The organism is Candidatus Marinimicrobia bacterium CG08_land_8_20_14_0_20_45_22, from assembly GCA_002774355.1.
GTDB lineage: Bacteria > Fidelibacterota > UBA2242 > UBA2242 > UBA2242 > 0-14-0-20-45-22.
Genome location: PEYN01000138.1, coordinates 1 through 15,247, shown reverse-complemented (window position 1 = coordinate 15,247; position 15,247 = coordinate 1). Strand labels below are relative to the sequence as shown.

The 15,247-nt window shown below is 46.4% G+C and carries 18 protein-coding genes and 3 pseudogenes; 2 read left to right on the top strand and 19 right to left on the bottom strand.

Features of this window, described 5'->3' with window-relative positions:
• The 14 genes and pseudogenes from COT43_08175 to COT43_08110 form a co-directional block, all read right to left on the bottom strand.
• Positions 1-334: MBL fold metallo-hydrolase (locus COT43_08175; GenBank protein PIS27907.1), on the bottom strand; the 334-nt coding region annotated here is incomplete at its 3' end.
• Positions 331-906, bottom strand: coding sequence for an orotate phosphoribosyltransferase (locus tag COT43_08170; protein ID PIS27906.1), 576 nt, complete (start codon positions 904-906; stop codon positions 331-333). The genes COT43_08175 and COT43_08170, both read right to left, overlap by 4 nt.
• An 8-nt stretch (positions 907-914) precedes the next feature.
• Entirely contained in the window at positions 915-1,703 is a 789-nt protein-coding gene (pyrF, locus tag COT43_08165; protein PIS27905.1) for an orotidine-5'-phosphate decarboxylase, read from the bottom strand.
• 85 nt (positions 1,704-1,788) lie between these two features.
• On the bottom strand, positions 1,789-2,781 hold the full coding sequence (locus COT43_08160; protein ID PIS27904.1) for a hypothetical protein: 993 nt from the start codon (positions 2,779-2,781) through the stop codon (positions 1,789-1,791).
• An 80-nt stretch (positions 2,782-2,861) separates the two neighbouring features.
• Positions 2,862-4,109 carry a hypothetical protein gene (locus COT43_08155; GenBank protein PIS27903.1) on the bottom strand — a complete coding sequence of 416 codons (1,248 nt, stop codon included), beginning with the start codon at positions 4,107-4,109 and terminating at the stop codon, positions 2,862-2,864.
• Positions 4,110-4,147: 38 nt separating this feature from the next.
• Positions 4,148-4,807: an acyl-phosphate glycerol 3-phosphate acyltransferase gene (plsY, locus tag COT43_08150; protein PIS27902.1), complete on the bottom strand. Its 660-nt coding sequence runs from the start codon at positions 4,805-4,807 to the stop codon at positions 4,148-4,150.
• Positions 4,807-6,594 (bottom strand): hypothetical protein, encoded by a 1,788-nt coding sequence (locus COT43_08145; GenBank protein ID PIS27901.1) that lies wholly within the window; start codon positions 6,592-6,594, stop codon positions 4,807-4,809. The genes plsY and COT43_08145 overlap by 1 nt, the downstream gene beginning before the upstream one ends.
• A gap of 71 nt (positions 6,595-6,665) precedes the next feature.
• A complete protein-coding gene (locus COT43_08140) occupies positions 6,666-7,295 on the bottom strand; it encodes a hypothetical protein (protein PIS27900.1) in 630 nt (209 codons plus the stop codon).
• Positions 7,292-8,113 carry a hypothetical protein gene (locus COT43_08135; GenBank protein ID PIS27899.1) on the bottom strand — a complete coding sequence of 274 codons (822 nt, stop codon included), beginning with the start codon at positions 8,111-8,113 and terminating at the stop codon, positions 7,292-7,294. The genes COT43_08140 and COT43_08135 overlap by 4 nt, the downstream gene beginning before the upstream one ends.
• 352 nt (positions 8,114-8,465) lie before the next feature.
• Positions 8,466-8,735, bottom strand: coding sequence for a hypothetical protein (locus tag COT43_08130; GenBank protein ID PIS27898.1), 270 nt, complete (start codon positions 8,733-8,735; stop codon positions 8,466-8,468).
• Positions 8,696-8,986, bottom strand: a complete 291-nt coding sequence (locus COT43_08125; GenBank protein ID PIS27897.1) for a hypothetical protein — start codon at positions 8,984-8,986, stop codon at positions 8,696-8,698. Before COT43_08125 ends, COT43_08130 begins: the two co-directional genes overlap by 40 nt.
• Positions 8,987-9,025: 39 nt before the next feature.
• Positions 9,026-9,346, bottom strand: a complete 321-nt coding sequence (locus COT43_08120; protein ID PIS27908.1) for a hypothetical protein — start codon at positions 9,344-9,346, stop codon at positions 9,026-9,028.
• Positions 9,347-9,409: 63 nt separating this feature from the next.
• A pseudogene (locus tag COT43_08115) lies at positions 9,410-10,436 on the bottom strand (hypothetical protein).
• 229 nt (positions 10,437-10,665) lie between these two features.
• Positions 10,666-10,899 carry a hypothetical protein gene (locus COT43_08110; protein ID PIS27896.1) on the bottom strand — a complete coding sequence of 78 codons (234 nt, stop codon included), beginning with the start codon at positions 10,897-10,899 and terminating at the stop codon, positions 10,666-10,668.
• A 39-nt stretch (positions 10,900-10,938) separates the two neighbouring features.
• Between COT43_08110 and COT43_08105 the strand changes: the two genes are divergently transcribed.
• Together COT43_08105 and trxA are read left to right on the top strand one after the other, a co-directional pair.
• Complete coding sequence (locus tag COT43_08105) at positions 10,939-13,116, top strand: hypothetical protein (protein PIS27895.1); 2,178 nt, start codon at positions 10,939-10,941, stop codon at positions 13,114-13,116.
• 72 nt (positions 13,117-13,188) lie between these two features.
• Positions 13,189-13,566, top strand: coding sequence for a thioredoxin (gene trxA / locus COT43_08100; GenBank protein ID PIS27894.1), 378 nt, complete (start codon positions 13,189-13,191; stop codon positions 13,564-13,566).
• A 71-nt stretch (positions 13,567-13,637) separates the two neighbouring features.
• Here trxA and COT43_08095 read toward each other — a convergent pair whose 3' ends face one another.
• The 5 genes and pseudogenes from COT43_08095 to COT43_08075 form a co-directional block, all read right to left on the bottom strand.
• Positions 13,638-13,886 carry a thioredoxin family protein gene (locus COT43_08095; GenBank protein ID PIS27893.1) on the bottom strand — a complete coding sequence of 83 codons (249 nt, stop codon included), beginning with the start codon at positions 13,884-13,886 and terminating at the stop codon, positions 13,638-13,640.
• A 54-nt stretch (positions 13,887-13,940) separates the two neighbouring features.
• A pseudogene (locus COT43_08090) lies at positions 13,941-14,207 on the bottom strand (hypothetical protein).
• Positions 14,204-14,755: a hypothetical protein gene (locus tag COT43_08085; GenBank protein ID PIS27892.1), complete on the bottom strand. Its 552-nt coding sequence runs from the start codon at positions 14,753-14,755 to the stop codon at positions 14,204-14,206. Before COT43_08085 ends, COT43_08090 begins: the two are co-directional and overlap by 4 nt.
• Positions 14,756-14,872: 117 nt before the next feature.
• Positions 14,873-15,067: pseudogene (locus tag COT43_08080) on the bottom strand (hypothetical protein).
• Between the two features lie 11 nt (positions 15,068-15,078).
• Positions 15,079-15,247 (bottom strand): AcrB/AcrD/AcrF family protein (locus tag COT43_08075; GenBank protein PIS27891.1); only part of this gene is annotated, 169 nt, incomplete at its 5' end.

Sequence of the window (15,247 nt, the reverse complement as noted above, 5' to 3'; positions counted from 1 at the left end):
ATCGGATGTCGTTGATTTCGAGAATGTCTCCGGCAGTGAAAGTCTCGATTTGCACCTTTTGGATTAACTCGGGGAGAATCGCCCGATGCGTGAGTTCGGTGCAAAAAACCGGAATGCGAAAGCGACGAGCAAAGACGCCGACTCCTTTAATATGATCAAAATGTTCATGGGAAACGACGATCGCGGTTACATCTTCTGGGGAAAGATTCGCTAACTGCATCCGTTCAGTCAGATTCTTCAGGGAAAAACCCTGATCAATCAAAATCGCTCCACCCTCGCCGCGAAGGTAAGTGCTATTACCTTTGCTTCCGCTACCTAAATTGCAAAAAATCATTTTTTCCCCGTCCGACCGCGCGAGGTTAGCGGAATTCCCTGCATACACTTGGGACATACGTCGGGTTTGAACGTCGGAATGTCCAATTTTACCAATGGAAAATACGGAAAGCCAAAATTGACTTTGCCGCCGCTTCGGTCAATTAAAACGCCGATTCCAACGATAATCCCGCCCTGTTTAATAACCAGGTCGATCATTTCGAAGATTGAACCGCCGGTTGTAACGACGTCATCAACGATTATCACTCGCTCGCCTTCTTCGATCTTGAATCCGCGCCGGAATAGCAGGCTGGTTTCCTCGCGCTCCGCAAAGATGCTCCGGCAGGCAAAAAACCGCGCGACAACATGGCTGAGGATGATCCCACCAGTCGCGGCTCCAACGACGACATGCGGCGCTGTCGCCACAAAATGTTCGGCAATCGCTTTGCAAAGTTTTTCCGTCAATAGCGGAAACTGAAGAACGCGGAATTTTTCGACATACGTGTCGCTGTGAAGTCCGGAAGTGAGCAGAAAATGTCCGGACAGAACCGCGCCGCTTTCTTTAAGAATATTTTCATAAGATTCGACAGCCATGACTTACCTCAGAATTGAAATTGTTCATGATATGATTGCGCGGCGGAACGGACATTTTCCGGAAATTTCCCGCCGGAAGGATAAAGGATACCCCGCGAAACATTAATTAGTCCTGCGCCGCATTTTCGGCAAACATCGACGGCGGTTGCCACTTCTCCGCCCTGAGTCCCCACTCCGGGAATGAGAAACGGCAAACTCGGAAAACGGTCGCGCATTTCTACCAATATCGCCGGCTTCGTCGCGCCCATTACCAATCCGGCATTTCGTTTTTGATTCAATTTTTCGACAATTTCCGCCGTTTTCCGATATAATGGGAAATCGCCCCCGTGATCCTGCAACTCCCGCCCGGACGGGTTGGAGGTCACACATAGCACAAATGCGCCTTTTGTCTCATCCTGTAAAAACGGCTGAAGACTTTCGGAACCGAGATAAGGACTTAGCGTGACGGCGTGAAATTTCAGGGTTTCCAGAAGGGATTTAGCGTAAAATGTCGAACTGTTGCCAATGTCGCCGCGTTTGGCGTCGCCGACCAGCAAAACGTCGTTCGGCATTTCTTCGAGCAAACGTTCCAGAACCTGCCAGCCTTTCCATCCCCAATATTCAAAAAAAGCAAGATTGAATTTATAGGCAGGCGTCAGGTCTTTCGTCGCCTGAACGACTTCCCAAACAAAACGATAAACGCCCTCCGGCGAGCGATCAAATTCGATCGGCATTAATGCCGGATCAGGATCAATTCCCACACAGAGATAGCTACGTTTTAAATCTAAACAATTTTGAAAATACTGAGCATAATTCATGGCGGAGAAAATACGCCTTTTCAGACAATTTATCAACGATGTTGAATCGATAAAAACCGTCTGGCTCTACTGGAAACGAATACCTTTAATTTGTCGTCGTGAAACGCCATGTCAAACTATAGGAATTCGCCTGTATATTGTCCGAAGAGAATGACGCGACTTTCCAATAGTAGACCGTATTTTTCGACAGAACCGGACTGACAGGAAATTGCATCGATACGGTTGTTCCCGTCGTCGGCTGAACAACGGTTCCCGTCCAGATTTCACCGCTTTGAGAAAAAGCCTGAACGATCACGTTGTATTTCGTTGCGCCATCCAGTTTTTGCCATGTGAAAGTTGGCCTCAGCGACTGACCTGTCGCATTATTTACTGGTGACGTCTGTACAGGATTTGCGAGCGCGAGGTCGCTTCTCATATCGGAACTCTGACTTTCTTTCAATCCTTGATCGACTGCCGTGACTTTGTAGTAATATTTCGTTCCAATCGTTATGTCAGTATCGGAAAAACTCGTCGCCGTCAGGTTTTCCAGAAAAGTGGTCGAATCGGTGGCGAAGAAATCGCTGGTGGACTTATAAACATTGTAATGAAGAAAATCCGTTTCGGTGTTCGGCGCCCATTGGACATAGATCCGAGCCGTTTCGTTCGGGACGTTGTATCCGTAAACTTTCAGTCCTTGCGGAGTGGCCGGCGGATTTAAATTCTGCGGTTTGAGATGAACTTCGTTGCCTTTTTCGCTTTCGTTGCCGTTGTTATCGATCGCCGAAAGACGGTAATAGTATGTTGTGTTGTAATCCAAACCAACGTTTAAATATTGGTTTTGAGTCGTTTCAATCAAGAGCGTATAGGTTGTCTCAATATCTGAATTGGTCGTTCGGTAGAGGCGATAGGAACGGAAATCATCTTCGTCATTGGCATTCCATTTCAGCATGACCTTTCCGTCGCCGGAGAGCGCGCCGTCGATCCTGAAATTCGCCGGAACGCCGGGAGGCGTCAGATCGTCTTCATCGGTTGGCGTCGTTGTCGTGCATGAAAAAACCAAAAGCGCTGTCAGTATCGGGACTATCCATATTTTTTTCATAACCATCTCTCCTTCAGTACATGATAAAAATAACGATTCAAAATTTTACAATCAATATTGATGCGCACTTTTTTCGGATTTTAATCTTTCTCACCGTAAAATTTCGTTTGATATTCGACGTCCGTTTGGATATTCCATGAGTAAGGTCCGTTCCAGCTTTTCAAAAAAATCGATTTGACTGTTTCATTTATCTTAGCGCTCCGGATTATCAAGCCGACGTTTCGGGAATCGTAAAAATAGTCGCGGCTCCAATTGCTCGTTCCGATCCATGTTAAAGAGTCGTCCACGGTCATCATTTTACAATGTTCGACGCGGGCAAAGGAAATGTAACCGCCTTCGTATTCCGGAATTGTGCTCAGTTTCACTTCGATATTTGGCAAAACGGTCAGACTTTTCAAAAACGGCACTTCATACTTTTTTTGGCACCAGTCCGAAACAAGCAGACGCACATCAACGCCGCGAGCCGCCGCGCGTCTCAATGCATTGTCGAGAACGTCGTACAAACCGTTACGTTCCGATGGTGAGTAACTCAATAGTTGAACATAAACACTTTTTTTCGCCTGATCAATTGCCGCTACGATCGCGGTTTCATCCCATTGAAAACCCTCGGGAATGTCGCCAACCGGATTGGCAGTTGGATAAAATCGGATCGCGTCGGTTTTACCAGATAAAATTTCAAAAGACATTGGTGGTTTGGTTTGCTGAACAGGTATTTTTCGTCCAACCTGACTCTGATGCCAGTCAAATTCAAATAATCCGGTCATCGCCTGCGCGTAGCCTGAATGACGGACTTTCACGCCGATTTCGTGAATATGTTTCAGCGAACGCCAATCGAAATTCTGACTGCCAAGAAAGACAATTTCGCGATCGACGATGAAGAATTTACTATGCTGAACGCCGCTTTTAGCAAATGCGGCGATGATGCGAACATCTATATTCCGAACCTGCTTAAGTCTCTCCAGCGATTCTGGATAAGTTTTGGACATGTTCAGATCGGCAATAATGCGGACTTTGACGCCTCGGTTTGCGGCATGAACGATCGCGGTGAGAACAGTATCTAACGGCTCGCCGGGTTGATTGGCAATATAAAATTGCTCGACGTCGAGAGATTTTTTCGCAGAACCGATCAGTTCCAGCCAGACCGGTGTCGTATTTCGAATCTCTGGATTATCCAGCACCGTTCCAATGGGAATACTTTCAACAATCTCGAAATCACTAAAAGGAATCTGAGAGTACACAGACGATTTAAGAATCAAGATGATAAAAGCCGCCGCGAAAAGGTACTTTTTCAAGATGAACTTTAGAAGCTGATGTTTCGATTTCGACATTTTGAAATCCTTCGATGAATTACTGAAAAACAATTCAGTTAGGTGTTTTTCTTTTTCCTACAGAATATCCGGATTTTATCGAACGATTTCTCCTCACCGTGAATTAACCGTGAGATGTTCGTTCGGTGTGTGTAAATAATAAATAACGGGATGATAAAACTAAAAATGATCAATCCCTTATCGACTTGTCCGCCGGATAGTTGGTTCGAGACCAGCAGGATGAACGGCAAACTCACCGCGGCGGTCATTGACGATATAGAGACAATTCCCGTCAAAAACAAGACCAACGCAAAGATCACAAGACAAACTAAAAATGCGGACGGATAAAGCCCAATAATCATTCCTGCTCCACACGCTACGCCTTTTCCGCCCTTAAATCCGGCGAAGATCGTAAAAGTATGTCCTAAAATCGCGCATAATCCCGCCAGCACCATGACCAGCGTTTCGTTTTCAAATGGAAGGTCGCCGATTCTGATGCGTGAGATGACGACCGTCGCGAATACGCCTTTGGCTATATCAAAAAGCGAGACAAATAAGCCCGCTTTCCACCCCAGAACACGAAAGGCGTTCGTGCCGCCAGCGTTTCCCGAACCAAATTGCCGGACATCGATTCCTTTTGTCAATTTACCGACGATAATGCTCGACGGAATGGATCCAACGAGATAACTTAAAATAAGAACCATAATTAATGTAATCATTATTCACTCCATGAAAGGCCGATTGCCGCCGCGCCGTTTCCGACGTGAGCGCCGAGAACGGGCGCAATCGGAAGAATTTTGATATCATTCATGCCAAATTCACGGAACAGTTTCCTTCGCAAGAATCTGGCAATTTTGGGATTGTTGGCATGTGCCACAATGAAACGGGGATTTTTCTTCTCTCTCGCTAAGGACGTCGCAAACTTGAGCACTTTTTTCATGCCGCCGATATTCGAGAAACTTTTCGAGTAATGCACCGGCATACCGAGTTCATTTAATTTCAAAATCGGCTTGATATTTAAAAATTTAGCCAGAAGCCCCTTGGCCTTGCTGACTCTTCCGCCTCTCACCAGATATTTCAGATTTGGAATACTGACGAACACCTGTGTTTTGGGAGGATATTTATCAACGATCGCAACGACTTCGTCATGCGATTTTCCGCTATAAATCAACTCTGCCGCTTTTTGTACAACCATTCCGAATGTGATCGACAATGACCGCGCATCGATAACAGTGATCTTTTTCCCCGGAAATTGCTTGGCGGCATTCAACGCGCTCTGCAAAGTTCCGCTGGCAACCGACGGCAAATGGATCGCAATAATCGATTCATAATGCGACAATAAAAAGCCAAAGGCATTCGTAAAATCTATTGGCGGCGGTTGCGAAGTCTTCGGATGATGTGGCTCCGATTCCAGCATTTGATAAAAATATTCCGGCGTGATGGTCACTTTGTCAATGTACGTCGATTGCCCAAAACTGATGCGAACAGGAATGATGTAAATGTGATATTTATCGATGATTTCCTGCGGCAAATCGCACGCCGAATCGGCAACCAGCGCGATCGACGGATGTTTCGAGTGGGAAATATTGAATTGTTTCAGCATGTCGTCGGCTTTTTGCTGGGTAAGATTACCATATTTCCGAACAATAGCAAATACTTTCGCCGGTTCATTGCTGTGAATATGGAGCCGCGCTTTTTCCGGCGAACCAGCGACGACAATGCTATCGCCCATTGAATCGATCTTCGATCGGATTTCCGGGATGTTGATGCTCTTCCCTTCGATCAAACATTCAGTGCAGAACCGGTAAGTGATGTTTTCCGGTAAAATTTCTGTCGCGGCGACGGAACCGGTTTTCACCTGATCAGGTTGCGCAAGGTCTCTCGCCCGCCCGCGTTTGATGAAATGCGTAATTCCCTCGAGAAGATAAACAAATCCCTGCGCTCCGGAATCGACGACGCCGGCGGATTTCAGCGCTTCTAATTTGTTGCGCGTATTCTCCAGCGACCGCTTGGCGACTTCCAGTGATCTGCCAAGCAATTCCTCGAAATCGCGAATCGTTTTGCTGTTTTCGTGAACATTCTCCGCCCAGTCTTTGATGACCGTCAGTATTGTCCCTTCCTTCGGTTTCGAGAGCGCTTCGTATGCATGTTCCTTAGCCGATTTGGCGGCTTTGGCGAACTGCTCGGTATTGATTTTCTTCAACTTGCCGAGTCCTTTGTAGAGCCCGTAGAAAAATTGCGCTAAGATGACGCCGCTGTTGCCGCGCGCGCCTTCAAGAGCTGAATCGGCGATCTGTTTGCTCGATTGGTCGATGTCCACCGGCGTTTTCTCTTGCAAGTTTTCGACGACTGTCCGAAGAGTCGAAGCCATGTTGGTGCCGGTGTCGGCATCGGGAACCGGGAAGACATTAATTTCGTTCAGGTAATCCTGATGGTCAACGACGCGTTTGGTGCCTGCCCGGATACCGAGTGAGAACCGTTTTCCGTCGATATATTTAATTTTCATTCGTACTCACTTTCATTCAATTAACAAAACTAAAATTGAAGGTTAAAGAGCGTTCAGTCAATTCCCGAAAACTATTCTTTATCCTTTGCTCCGAAAAAATTCATCTGAGTCGGGGCGATCGCTCCGCCTGAGATAATGGTTTTCAAACCCTGTTCAACGGTCATTTCCGATGGGACAACATCCTTTTCTTCGAGAAACAGCGCCCAGCCGGAAGTCGGATTTGGTGTCGTCGGCAGAAAAATATGGACAAATTTTGTTCCGTCTTTTCCCACTGATTGGCCGGTGACGAATCCAAGCGTCCAGCAACCTTTTCGCGGATATTCAATAAAGACAACCTTCTCGAATCCGGCTTTTGAAAATGATAGGGCGCTTAAAATTTGTTTAATCGTTTGATAAACCGTCCGAACCAGCGGAATGTAATTCAGCCATTTTTCGAACACCTGAAACATCGCCTTTCCCAGCACATTCGTCATGACTACGCCGAGTAGATAAATAAGCAAAATAGAAACGATCAATCCGAGTCCCGGAATATGAAAACCGATTAATGGATCCAAAGCGGGACGAACCATGTCGTCAAACAAACTGATAAAAAGTTTGAAAAAATAGACCGTGACGGCGATTGGAATCAGCGCCAGAATGCCGGCGATCAACTTGTTGCGAAGAGAAATTTTAATTTTAGGCCAAATGGATTTCATTTTCACTTTAAGTAATTGGCGGAGGCTAAAGATTGAACCGCCAGAAACGCGCGGTAAGCGGTGACATAATCGTCGTGTGAAAATCCGACGGTTTGATCGGAAATTCGATGAGTCCCGGGAACGCGAAGCGCTATTTCCGTCATCTGTGTTTCCCTCAGCGTCACTTCAAACTGGAACGGCGGATTCAGCTGAAAAGGTTCGATTTTCGTCTGAAAAACCTTATCGATTGCATTTTCATAACGTTCGGTGATTTTCGTCGGATGAATCATAATTCCGGTCGAGCGCGAGATGCCGGTTTTGGTGACGACGGACGCAGTTCCGGTCTTCAGTTCCGTAACCTCTTCGGCGACTTTGTTATCGCCGGCGACCAACAAAAGCGGGACGTTTTTCGCTCCGCAAAATGCGGCATTCAGCGTCGTCTCGCCGACCCAGCGGTCATTGAGAACAGCCTTTGCAATGGAGTCGGCGTAAGTATGCGACAGAACCGCGTCGTGCAAACCGCCTTTTCCGTGGTAGCCGATGAAAATCGCGCCGTCGAAATCTTCCGTCAATCCTTCCATCATCGAGTCGGTTTTGTGCGCGCCGGAGATCAATTGAACTGCCGGGGAAAGTTCGTCAATGTGGAGATTCAGCATATAATCGTGTGAATCGTTCACGACGATTTCCCGGACACCACGTTTCAGAAGAAGTTCGGCAACCGTGTTGAGTTCGAGCGTCATCAGTTTCCGCGCCCATTCGTAAAAGTAGTCCTTGAGTTCACGATGGCGATCACTGCAAACCCCTCCGATTCCTTCCATATCACACGAAATATAAACTCTTTCCATTAACACACTCCTTTCGGATAGTAAATTAGCCCAACAGCAGGGTTAATTCAAGCAATTCATTCAATACCGATTCTTAGAGCCGGATTTTTAGATGCAGATACAATCCCTCGGATTTTTTAGCCGCGGATTAGCGCTGAACCCCGCCAACGACGGTGGATGGAAACAGATAAGAGAAGAAAATTGACCACAAAAAGGGACGAAAGAAGACGAAAAGAAGAAATGAAGGTTGAGAACAGGTGTGAGTTCCTAACAAATCTGCGTCCCTTCTCCCAACTCCCATTTTACGGTTTCCAACGACCAGTAATCAGTAATCAGTTATCAGTCACTTTTCACTGCTCACTGTCTTTGCTTCTCAACTTGCTGACAGAGGCGGGTCTAACGCTTCGCGGACTTTTGTCCAGACTTCCGACGGTCGATACGGCTTCTGAACAAAATCTTTCAATCCGCGAGACAGCAGATCGGATCTCTTATCCGGTTCAATGTAGCCGCTGGCAATAATCACCTTCACCTGCGGATTCGCCACGATGAGCCGTTCAAAGAGTTCTATTCCGTTCATGATGGGCAAGCCGATGTCGCTGATGATTAAGTCGATTTTTGAACCTTGTTCGCCGTATTTCTGCAAAGCGGCTTTACCGTTGACGGCATTACCACGTGATACCCTCTTTCCTCCAGGACTTCTTTTAAAAAATCCAGTACCATCTCTTCATCTTCTACGATGAGGATCGTTTCGTTTCCGCCGGCGATGTTTTCCTTGACACGATCTGTCGATATTTCCAGCGATTCGGCGTCTTGAGGAACGGGCAGATAAACGGTAAACGTCGTTCCTTTTTCCAAAACGCTGTCAACCAGAATGAAACCATGATGGTCGGTCACGATGCCATAGACAATCGAGAGTCCCAGACCGGTTCCTTTTCAAAATTCTTTTGTTGTGAAGAATGGATCGAAGATACGCTTGATTGTCGCTTCACTCATGCCAGTGCCGGTATCCGAGATTTTGATCCGGGTATATTCTAAGTTGGAAGCCTGTGGCAGGAGCAATCGGACTGCATTGCCCGCCATCGTATCTGTCTGGATCGTCAACAAACCACCGTTCGGCATGGCGTCGCGGGCGTTCACACAGAGGTTCAGCAAAACCTGATGAAGTTGACCGGCGTCGCCCAATATAAAAGGCACCATCTCCATTTTCGTCTTGACTTCAATCGTTTTCGGGAAGGTTTCGGCAAATAATTTCATCAGTTCTTCGATGATCTGGTTAATACTAACCGCCTGCCAACTGGGTTCGGTTTTTCGGGCGAAGGTCAACAGTTGTTTGACCAGAGTCCGCAGGACTTCGCGCGCGTCCTCCGCCAGTTGCGGGTAAAGCAATGCCGAGGCGATGTTGGTGATCGGGCGCCCCACATCACTGGAAATCAATTGGGTGATCTTGCTGGTCTGCGCGGTGAAGCGCCGCACGCACAGGAGGGCATTATCCAAAAACAGGGTGACGATGTCGGTGCTGTCGAGCAGGTTCTTCATGTCGTTGTTCGTGTGCGAGAGTTCGTCCACGTTGGCTTGCAATTCGTTATTGACCGCTTGCAACTCTTCGTTCATGGATTGTATATCTCTTCCTTGGAAGTGGTCAACTCCTCATTGGTGGATTGCAGTTCCTCGTTGGTAGATTGCAACTCCTCATTGGCTGATTTGAGTTCCTCCTGCGAGGTCTGCATTTCTTCGCGGATGGGTTGCACTTCCTGATGCGCGTGGTTGAGTTCGCGTTCCAGTTCTTCTATACGCGCACTTTTTCGATGGAACTCTTCGCCTGGTCTTCATCGAGCAGGTTGGGTTTGGTGAAGAGCGGCGCGTGGTGAATAAAGGCGCTGATACTGGCGGGCAGTTCGTTTATCGCCGCGATCACATCTGCCAGCCCGGCATCAATTGCGCTGTGTGGCATCCCGTCAAATTTTGCCGTGCTGGGTTCCTGCACAAAAACACTGCCGCCCTTTTCTTTAATGGTGCGCAGTCCCAGCGTGCCGTCTGAGCCCATGCCCGAAAGGATCACGCCGATGCTGTGTTCCTGCTGGTCTTCTGCCAGCGAACGAAAGAAGAAATCAATTGGCAGGCGCAGTCCACGCGGCGCGAGTGGAGTCAGCAGATGCAGGACGCCGTGCAGGATGGACAGGTCTTTGTTGGGAGGGATGACGTAGACGCAGTTCGCCTCCAGTCCGCCCGCGGATGCGCCAATCCCTACGATGGGAAAACCTGATTTCGATCTATCAACTTTCGTTGTCAACTCTTTCGGAGATGTGATTTCTGACTTTGAGCCGGTTTTCATCTTTTTTAGCATTTTATTCATCCTTCTTGGATTATATTTTCTGCGTTTACAACAATGGTGTTATCGCAAAAAGAAAGGCGCTAAAATCCGCTGGCTTGAGGGCAAGATTCCCTTTAGCGAGGGTTTCATTTTCTAATTACTGTCGCCGAAATATTCACTGTTAGATATAAAATCAATTGCAGTCGATTGCAAGTTATGTTTGGTGAGCTTAGGCAGGTGATTAGTCAGCAGTGAGCAGTAATCAGTAAGCAGTAACCAGTGACCGGAAAACCGACTCATTCTTCCTCCGTATTTCGAGTTCCGAGAAATCGACATCCAATAGCGGTGGGAAGTCCAATTTGATTCCGCTGACTTTTCCCGAATCGTCTCGTTCAAAGGTCAGAAATCCGTTTGGAATCTGAGGATCAAAAAATTTGGCGCGAAAGGATTCTCCCGGCCAATGTTCGAGAACTGCCGAAAATCGGCGGTGTAACATATTCTTTGTCAAAATCATCCCGAATAATTAGTTTTACACGTGTGTAATTGTATCGTCAAATCCAAAGTACTTTTCTTCATTCTGACGCTTGCGCTGATTCTGAACGCGCCGCAGGCGGTGCTGTGTCAGGACAGCACGCACGTCAAAACAGCCTTGGTTCTAAGCGGTGGCGGCGCACGCGGCTTTGCGCATATCGGCGTTATTAAGGCGCTTGAAGAAATCGGATTCTATCCCGATTTGATCGTCGGCACCAGCATGGGCGCGTTGATCGGCGCTTTATATGCGGCGGGAAAAACACCGGAAGAAATTCAAACCTATGTTGAGGAGACAAACTGGATCAAGCTTTTTTCGTATCAATCCTATCGCGAGATCGAATTCGTCTCTCAAAAAATGGTTGAGTTACCCGCGATCTTTTCACTCCGTTTCGATAATCATTTCAATGTCATCTTCCCGAAAAATTTACTTTCAACGCAAGGCATTAACGAGCGCATAACGCAGGCGACAATTTATCCCGACTTTGCGACCGGCGGAGATTTTGACAGTCTCACCATTCCGTTCCGGGCAATAGCGACCGACATCCGTACCGGAAAATCTGTTGTTCTAAGAAGTGGAAATTTAGCCAAAGCTATTACTGCCAGTTCATCCTATCCGTTCATTCTTGCGCCGGTTGCAATCGATTCCTTTTTGCTGATCGACGGCGGTTTGACAAACAATGTCCCGTGCGACGTCGCTCAAGACCTCGGGGCAAATTTTATCATCGCCGTTGATGCCTCTAGTAAAATTGTCCGACTAGGTAACGAAATCGATCCATTTTCTTTGTGGGGACAGGCGGTTAACACGATTTCCTTTTTTTCCGACACGCGCAACCTACATCTGGCTAACGTACTGATCCATCCGGAAATCGGAGAAATTACATCGACCGATTTCGATTCGGTTCAGACACTCATCGACTACGGGTATGAACAAACCAAATTACAGGTTGAAAAAATCCACCCTTACGCTACACATCGCAAACCTTCAGCCGACCAATTAAACCGAACGATTTCCCAGACAGACAGTTTGTTTATTCGTTCTATTCATTTTACCCCTAATCTTCTGACTAAAAAAATGGTGATTGATCGGGAAATAACACTTAAGAAAGGCGATCGCTGGAACCTGAACCTTGCGCGGAGGAGCGTTAAGAATCTTTATAGTACCGGACTTTTCAAAAACGTCTATATTTCTCTAAGTCAGGCGGGCGGCGATTCCGCTGATCTGAAATTCGATATCGAAGAACAAGAACGTACGCAATTCTCCTTTGGGGCAAGGTTCGACAGCGAGCGGGAAACACGCGGCTTCGCCTCTATGAAATATAAAAATCTCTTCGGCGTCGGAATCGACAATCTAGTTTATCTCATCGCTAGTGATCAATACCGGCGGTTGGCGTGGGATTTCCGAACTCCGCGTATCTGGACAACAACTCTGACTGGTTACCTGTCTCTTTTCAGACAGGAAGAAAATATACCGCTTTACCAAAACATGAAACGCACGAGTTTCGGCGAATTCACTAAAACCGGTTTAGAATTCAGCGGCGGCGTTCAAGTTAAGCGAGTAGGTCTGACTTCAGTTGGTTTTCAATACGAATCGACGAATGTAGAATCCGACAGTAGTTATCGCCCTATAATTTCGAAAACCAGTTATGAAACCGGCAGTCTGTTGCTCAGGATTCTCGTCGAAAACACGGATGATATCGATCTACCGACTCGAGGTCGCATTAACAATGTCCTTTTTCAACATTCCTTCAATAAAAACAAACTGCTTCTATTCGATCGGTTCTCAGTCGAATCGTCATCTTTTGAAACTTTCAACGATAAATACACTTTTTCAACAAATCTTCAGTTGGGTTATCTCAATTCCGCCTTGTCGATATTCGAGAAATTCCGTCTGGGCGGAAGTGAATCTCTGCCGGGCTATCATCAGGATGAATTGTGGGGACGATTAATCCTATCTGTCGGAATTGGTGTCCGCGCGCCGCTGGCGTCGGGCATCTATTATCAACTTACCGGAAAATTTGGAAACGTTTGGGAAGATATCCAATATTTCAACTGGCGCGAACTTCGCCCCGGTTTTAAAACCGGCGTACTCATTCCCACGCCCGTCGGTCCGATCTCGCTGGATTACGGATTTAATTTACACGGAAGGAATCTCGTTTATTTGTCAATCGGGCACAATTTTTAGTTGTAACCATTTTACGTGAATTTTCTCAAACCAATCAAAATGTAAAAATATTAGAATTCAATGGAGATTAAAATGTCTGAAAAATTAACAAAACAAAAATTCATAACCGATGTATTTGACTATGAGAAATTTTCCGAATGGAAATATACCGGCGACGTTCCGTGCATTATCGACTTCTACGCCGACTGGTGTCAACCCTGCAAAATGGTTTCGCCAATTCTCGAAGATATGGCAAAAAAGTATGAGGGTAAGATTAAGGTCTATAAAATAAATACGGATCAGGAATCCGAATTAGCCAGCATCTTTAATATCCGAAGCATACCTTCTATCTTGTTTATACCGATGGAAGGTCAACCGCAAATGGCAATTGGCTCACTCCCGAAAGTAACTATTGAAAAAGTCATTCATGAAGTGCTAGTGGTCCCCGCCCCGGTTTTAAAAAATTCGTAAAATAACTGAGCAGTGTTCAGTTTTAAAAGCATTTAAGCGTAATAATTCAAAGCGCTCTTTTAGCCACATGATCACGATTTCGCCGCATTTAGAATCCAGTGCGTCAATGTAGCTTTAACTGGTATTTTCCCGCTGGAAACGACGTTACCGTTAATCAGCAGTCCAGGCGTTAGCATGATTCCCAGAGCGGTGAACTGCCGCCAATCCGTTACTTTAGAGATGCTGGCTAGAATGTTATTTTCCTCGACTATTTCCCGACAAAGCGCTTCGAGTCTCCGGCAATTCAGACAGCCGGATCCGACGATAGTAATTTCAATCATTTTAAACCCGCTTTCCTATAAATTCCATTTGGTAAAATTGCGTGAATTGTTCGACAATCCCATCCCGACTCCAAAAAGCAGTCCGCCGACCAATTTGCCCCAATCCAGTGGTTTGGGATTGAATTCGATGATACCGAAATACTTCATCACCTGGAATCCGATCATGGAAATAATCACCGCCGTCAGCATAAACTTCAGGATTTTGAAGTCCTTGAGCAGAAGCAATCCGGTGACGCGGGGATATTTAGTGATGCCGGTGCGTTGTAAGATTAATCCGAAAGCGAAACCTGTGAGTAATCCAATGACGATTTTCAGAATCACTTTACACCTCCCATCTGACGATAGAGCAGTTTTGTCGTGATAATTCCGGTGACAAAAAAGGAGGCGCCCGCAACCATACTCCCAAGCGATAGATGCGCCCAGCCCTGCAGAATATTCCCCGTTGTACAACCGGAAGCCAGAATGGCGCCCCAGCCCATCAGGAAGCCACCAATGAGGACAACCGCAAATCGTTTCCAGATATTTGCACCGTGATATTTAGACCACACCGCAGGAATAATCTCCGGTTGATACTGATGAGAAAATTTGGCGCCGGTGTAGCCGCCAACCACAATCCCGATCAGCAAGAAAAATTCCACAAAGGCCGCAGTATCTGTGCTCAGATTTTTAATTACCGGATTGGTGGTCAAACCCGGAAAGATGTACCGGAACAGCGCCGAGATATAGCCGATTCCAGCCGTGATGCCGAAAGGGTAATCTTTATAACTCAAAGCCTGAAACAGAAAATAGGTGATCATGGACAGAAGCGACACCAGCAGTCCGCCGGTGAACCAGTGCCACTCGCCGTTTTGATTGAAAAGTTTTTTCACGTTGTCTCCTTGTTTGTATTCGACGAATTCTAACTATTTATGATTTAACAATTCCTTCAGACGATTATTAAGTTGCTCTGGATTTTTGATTTTGCACTTATCAATAATATCATAAGGATTGATGGACTGTTCTCCAATAATGATACCCGGTGAGGCTTTAATCTGGAATTTTTCAACGAGTCCCTTAACGCTCGGATCATCCAGATATTTGACCGAATAGGGCAAATTAGCGTTTTTCAGAAAGTGCTCGACAATGTTGCTTTTACGACATTTTGGCGAACGGATTAACAGGATTTGATGTTTACTAGGCATATTTATAACCTTTAAAGTTTCTTATCAGACTCGAAAATATAATACAAATTTGGTAACAACAACAGTGTCACAAACAGCGAGAAGAACAACCCGCCAATTACCGCGATTGCCATTGGCTGGAGCATATCGCCACCTTCGCCCCAATTAATCGCCAGCGGCAGAAGCCCGAGTATCGTGGTT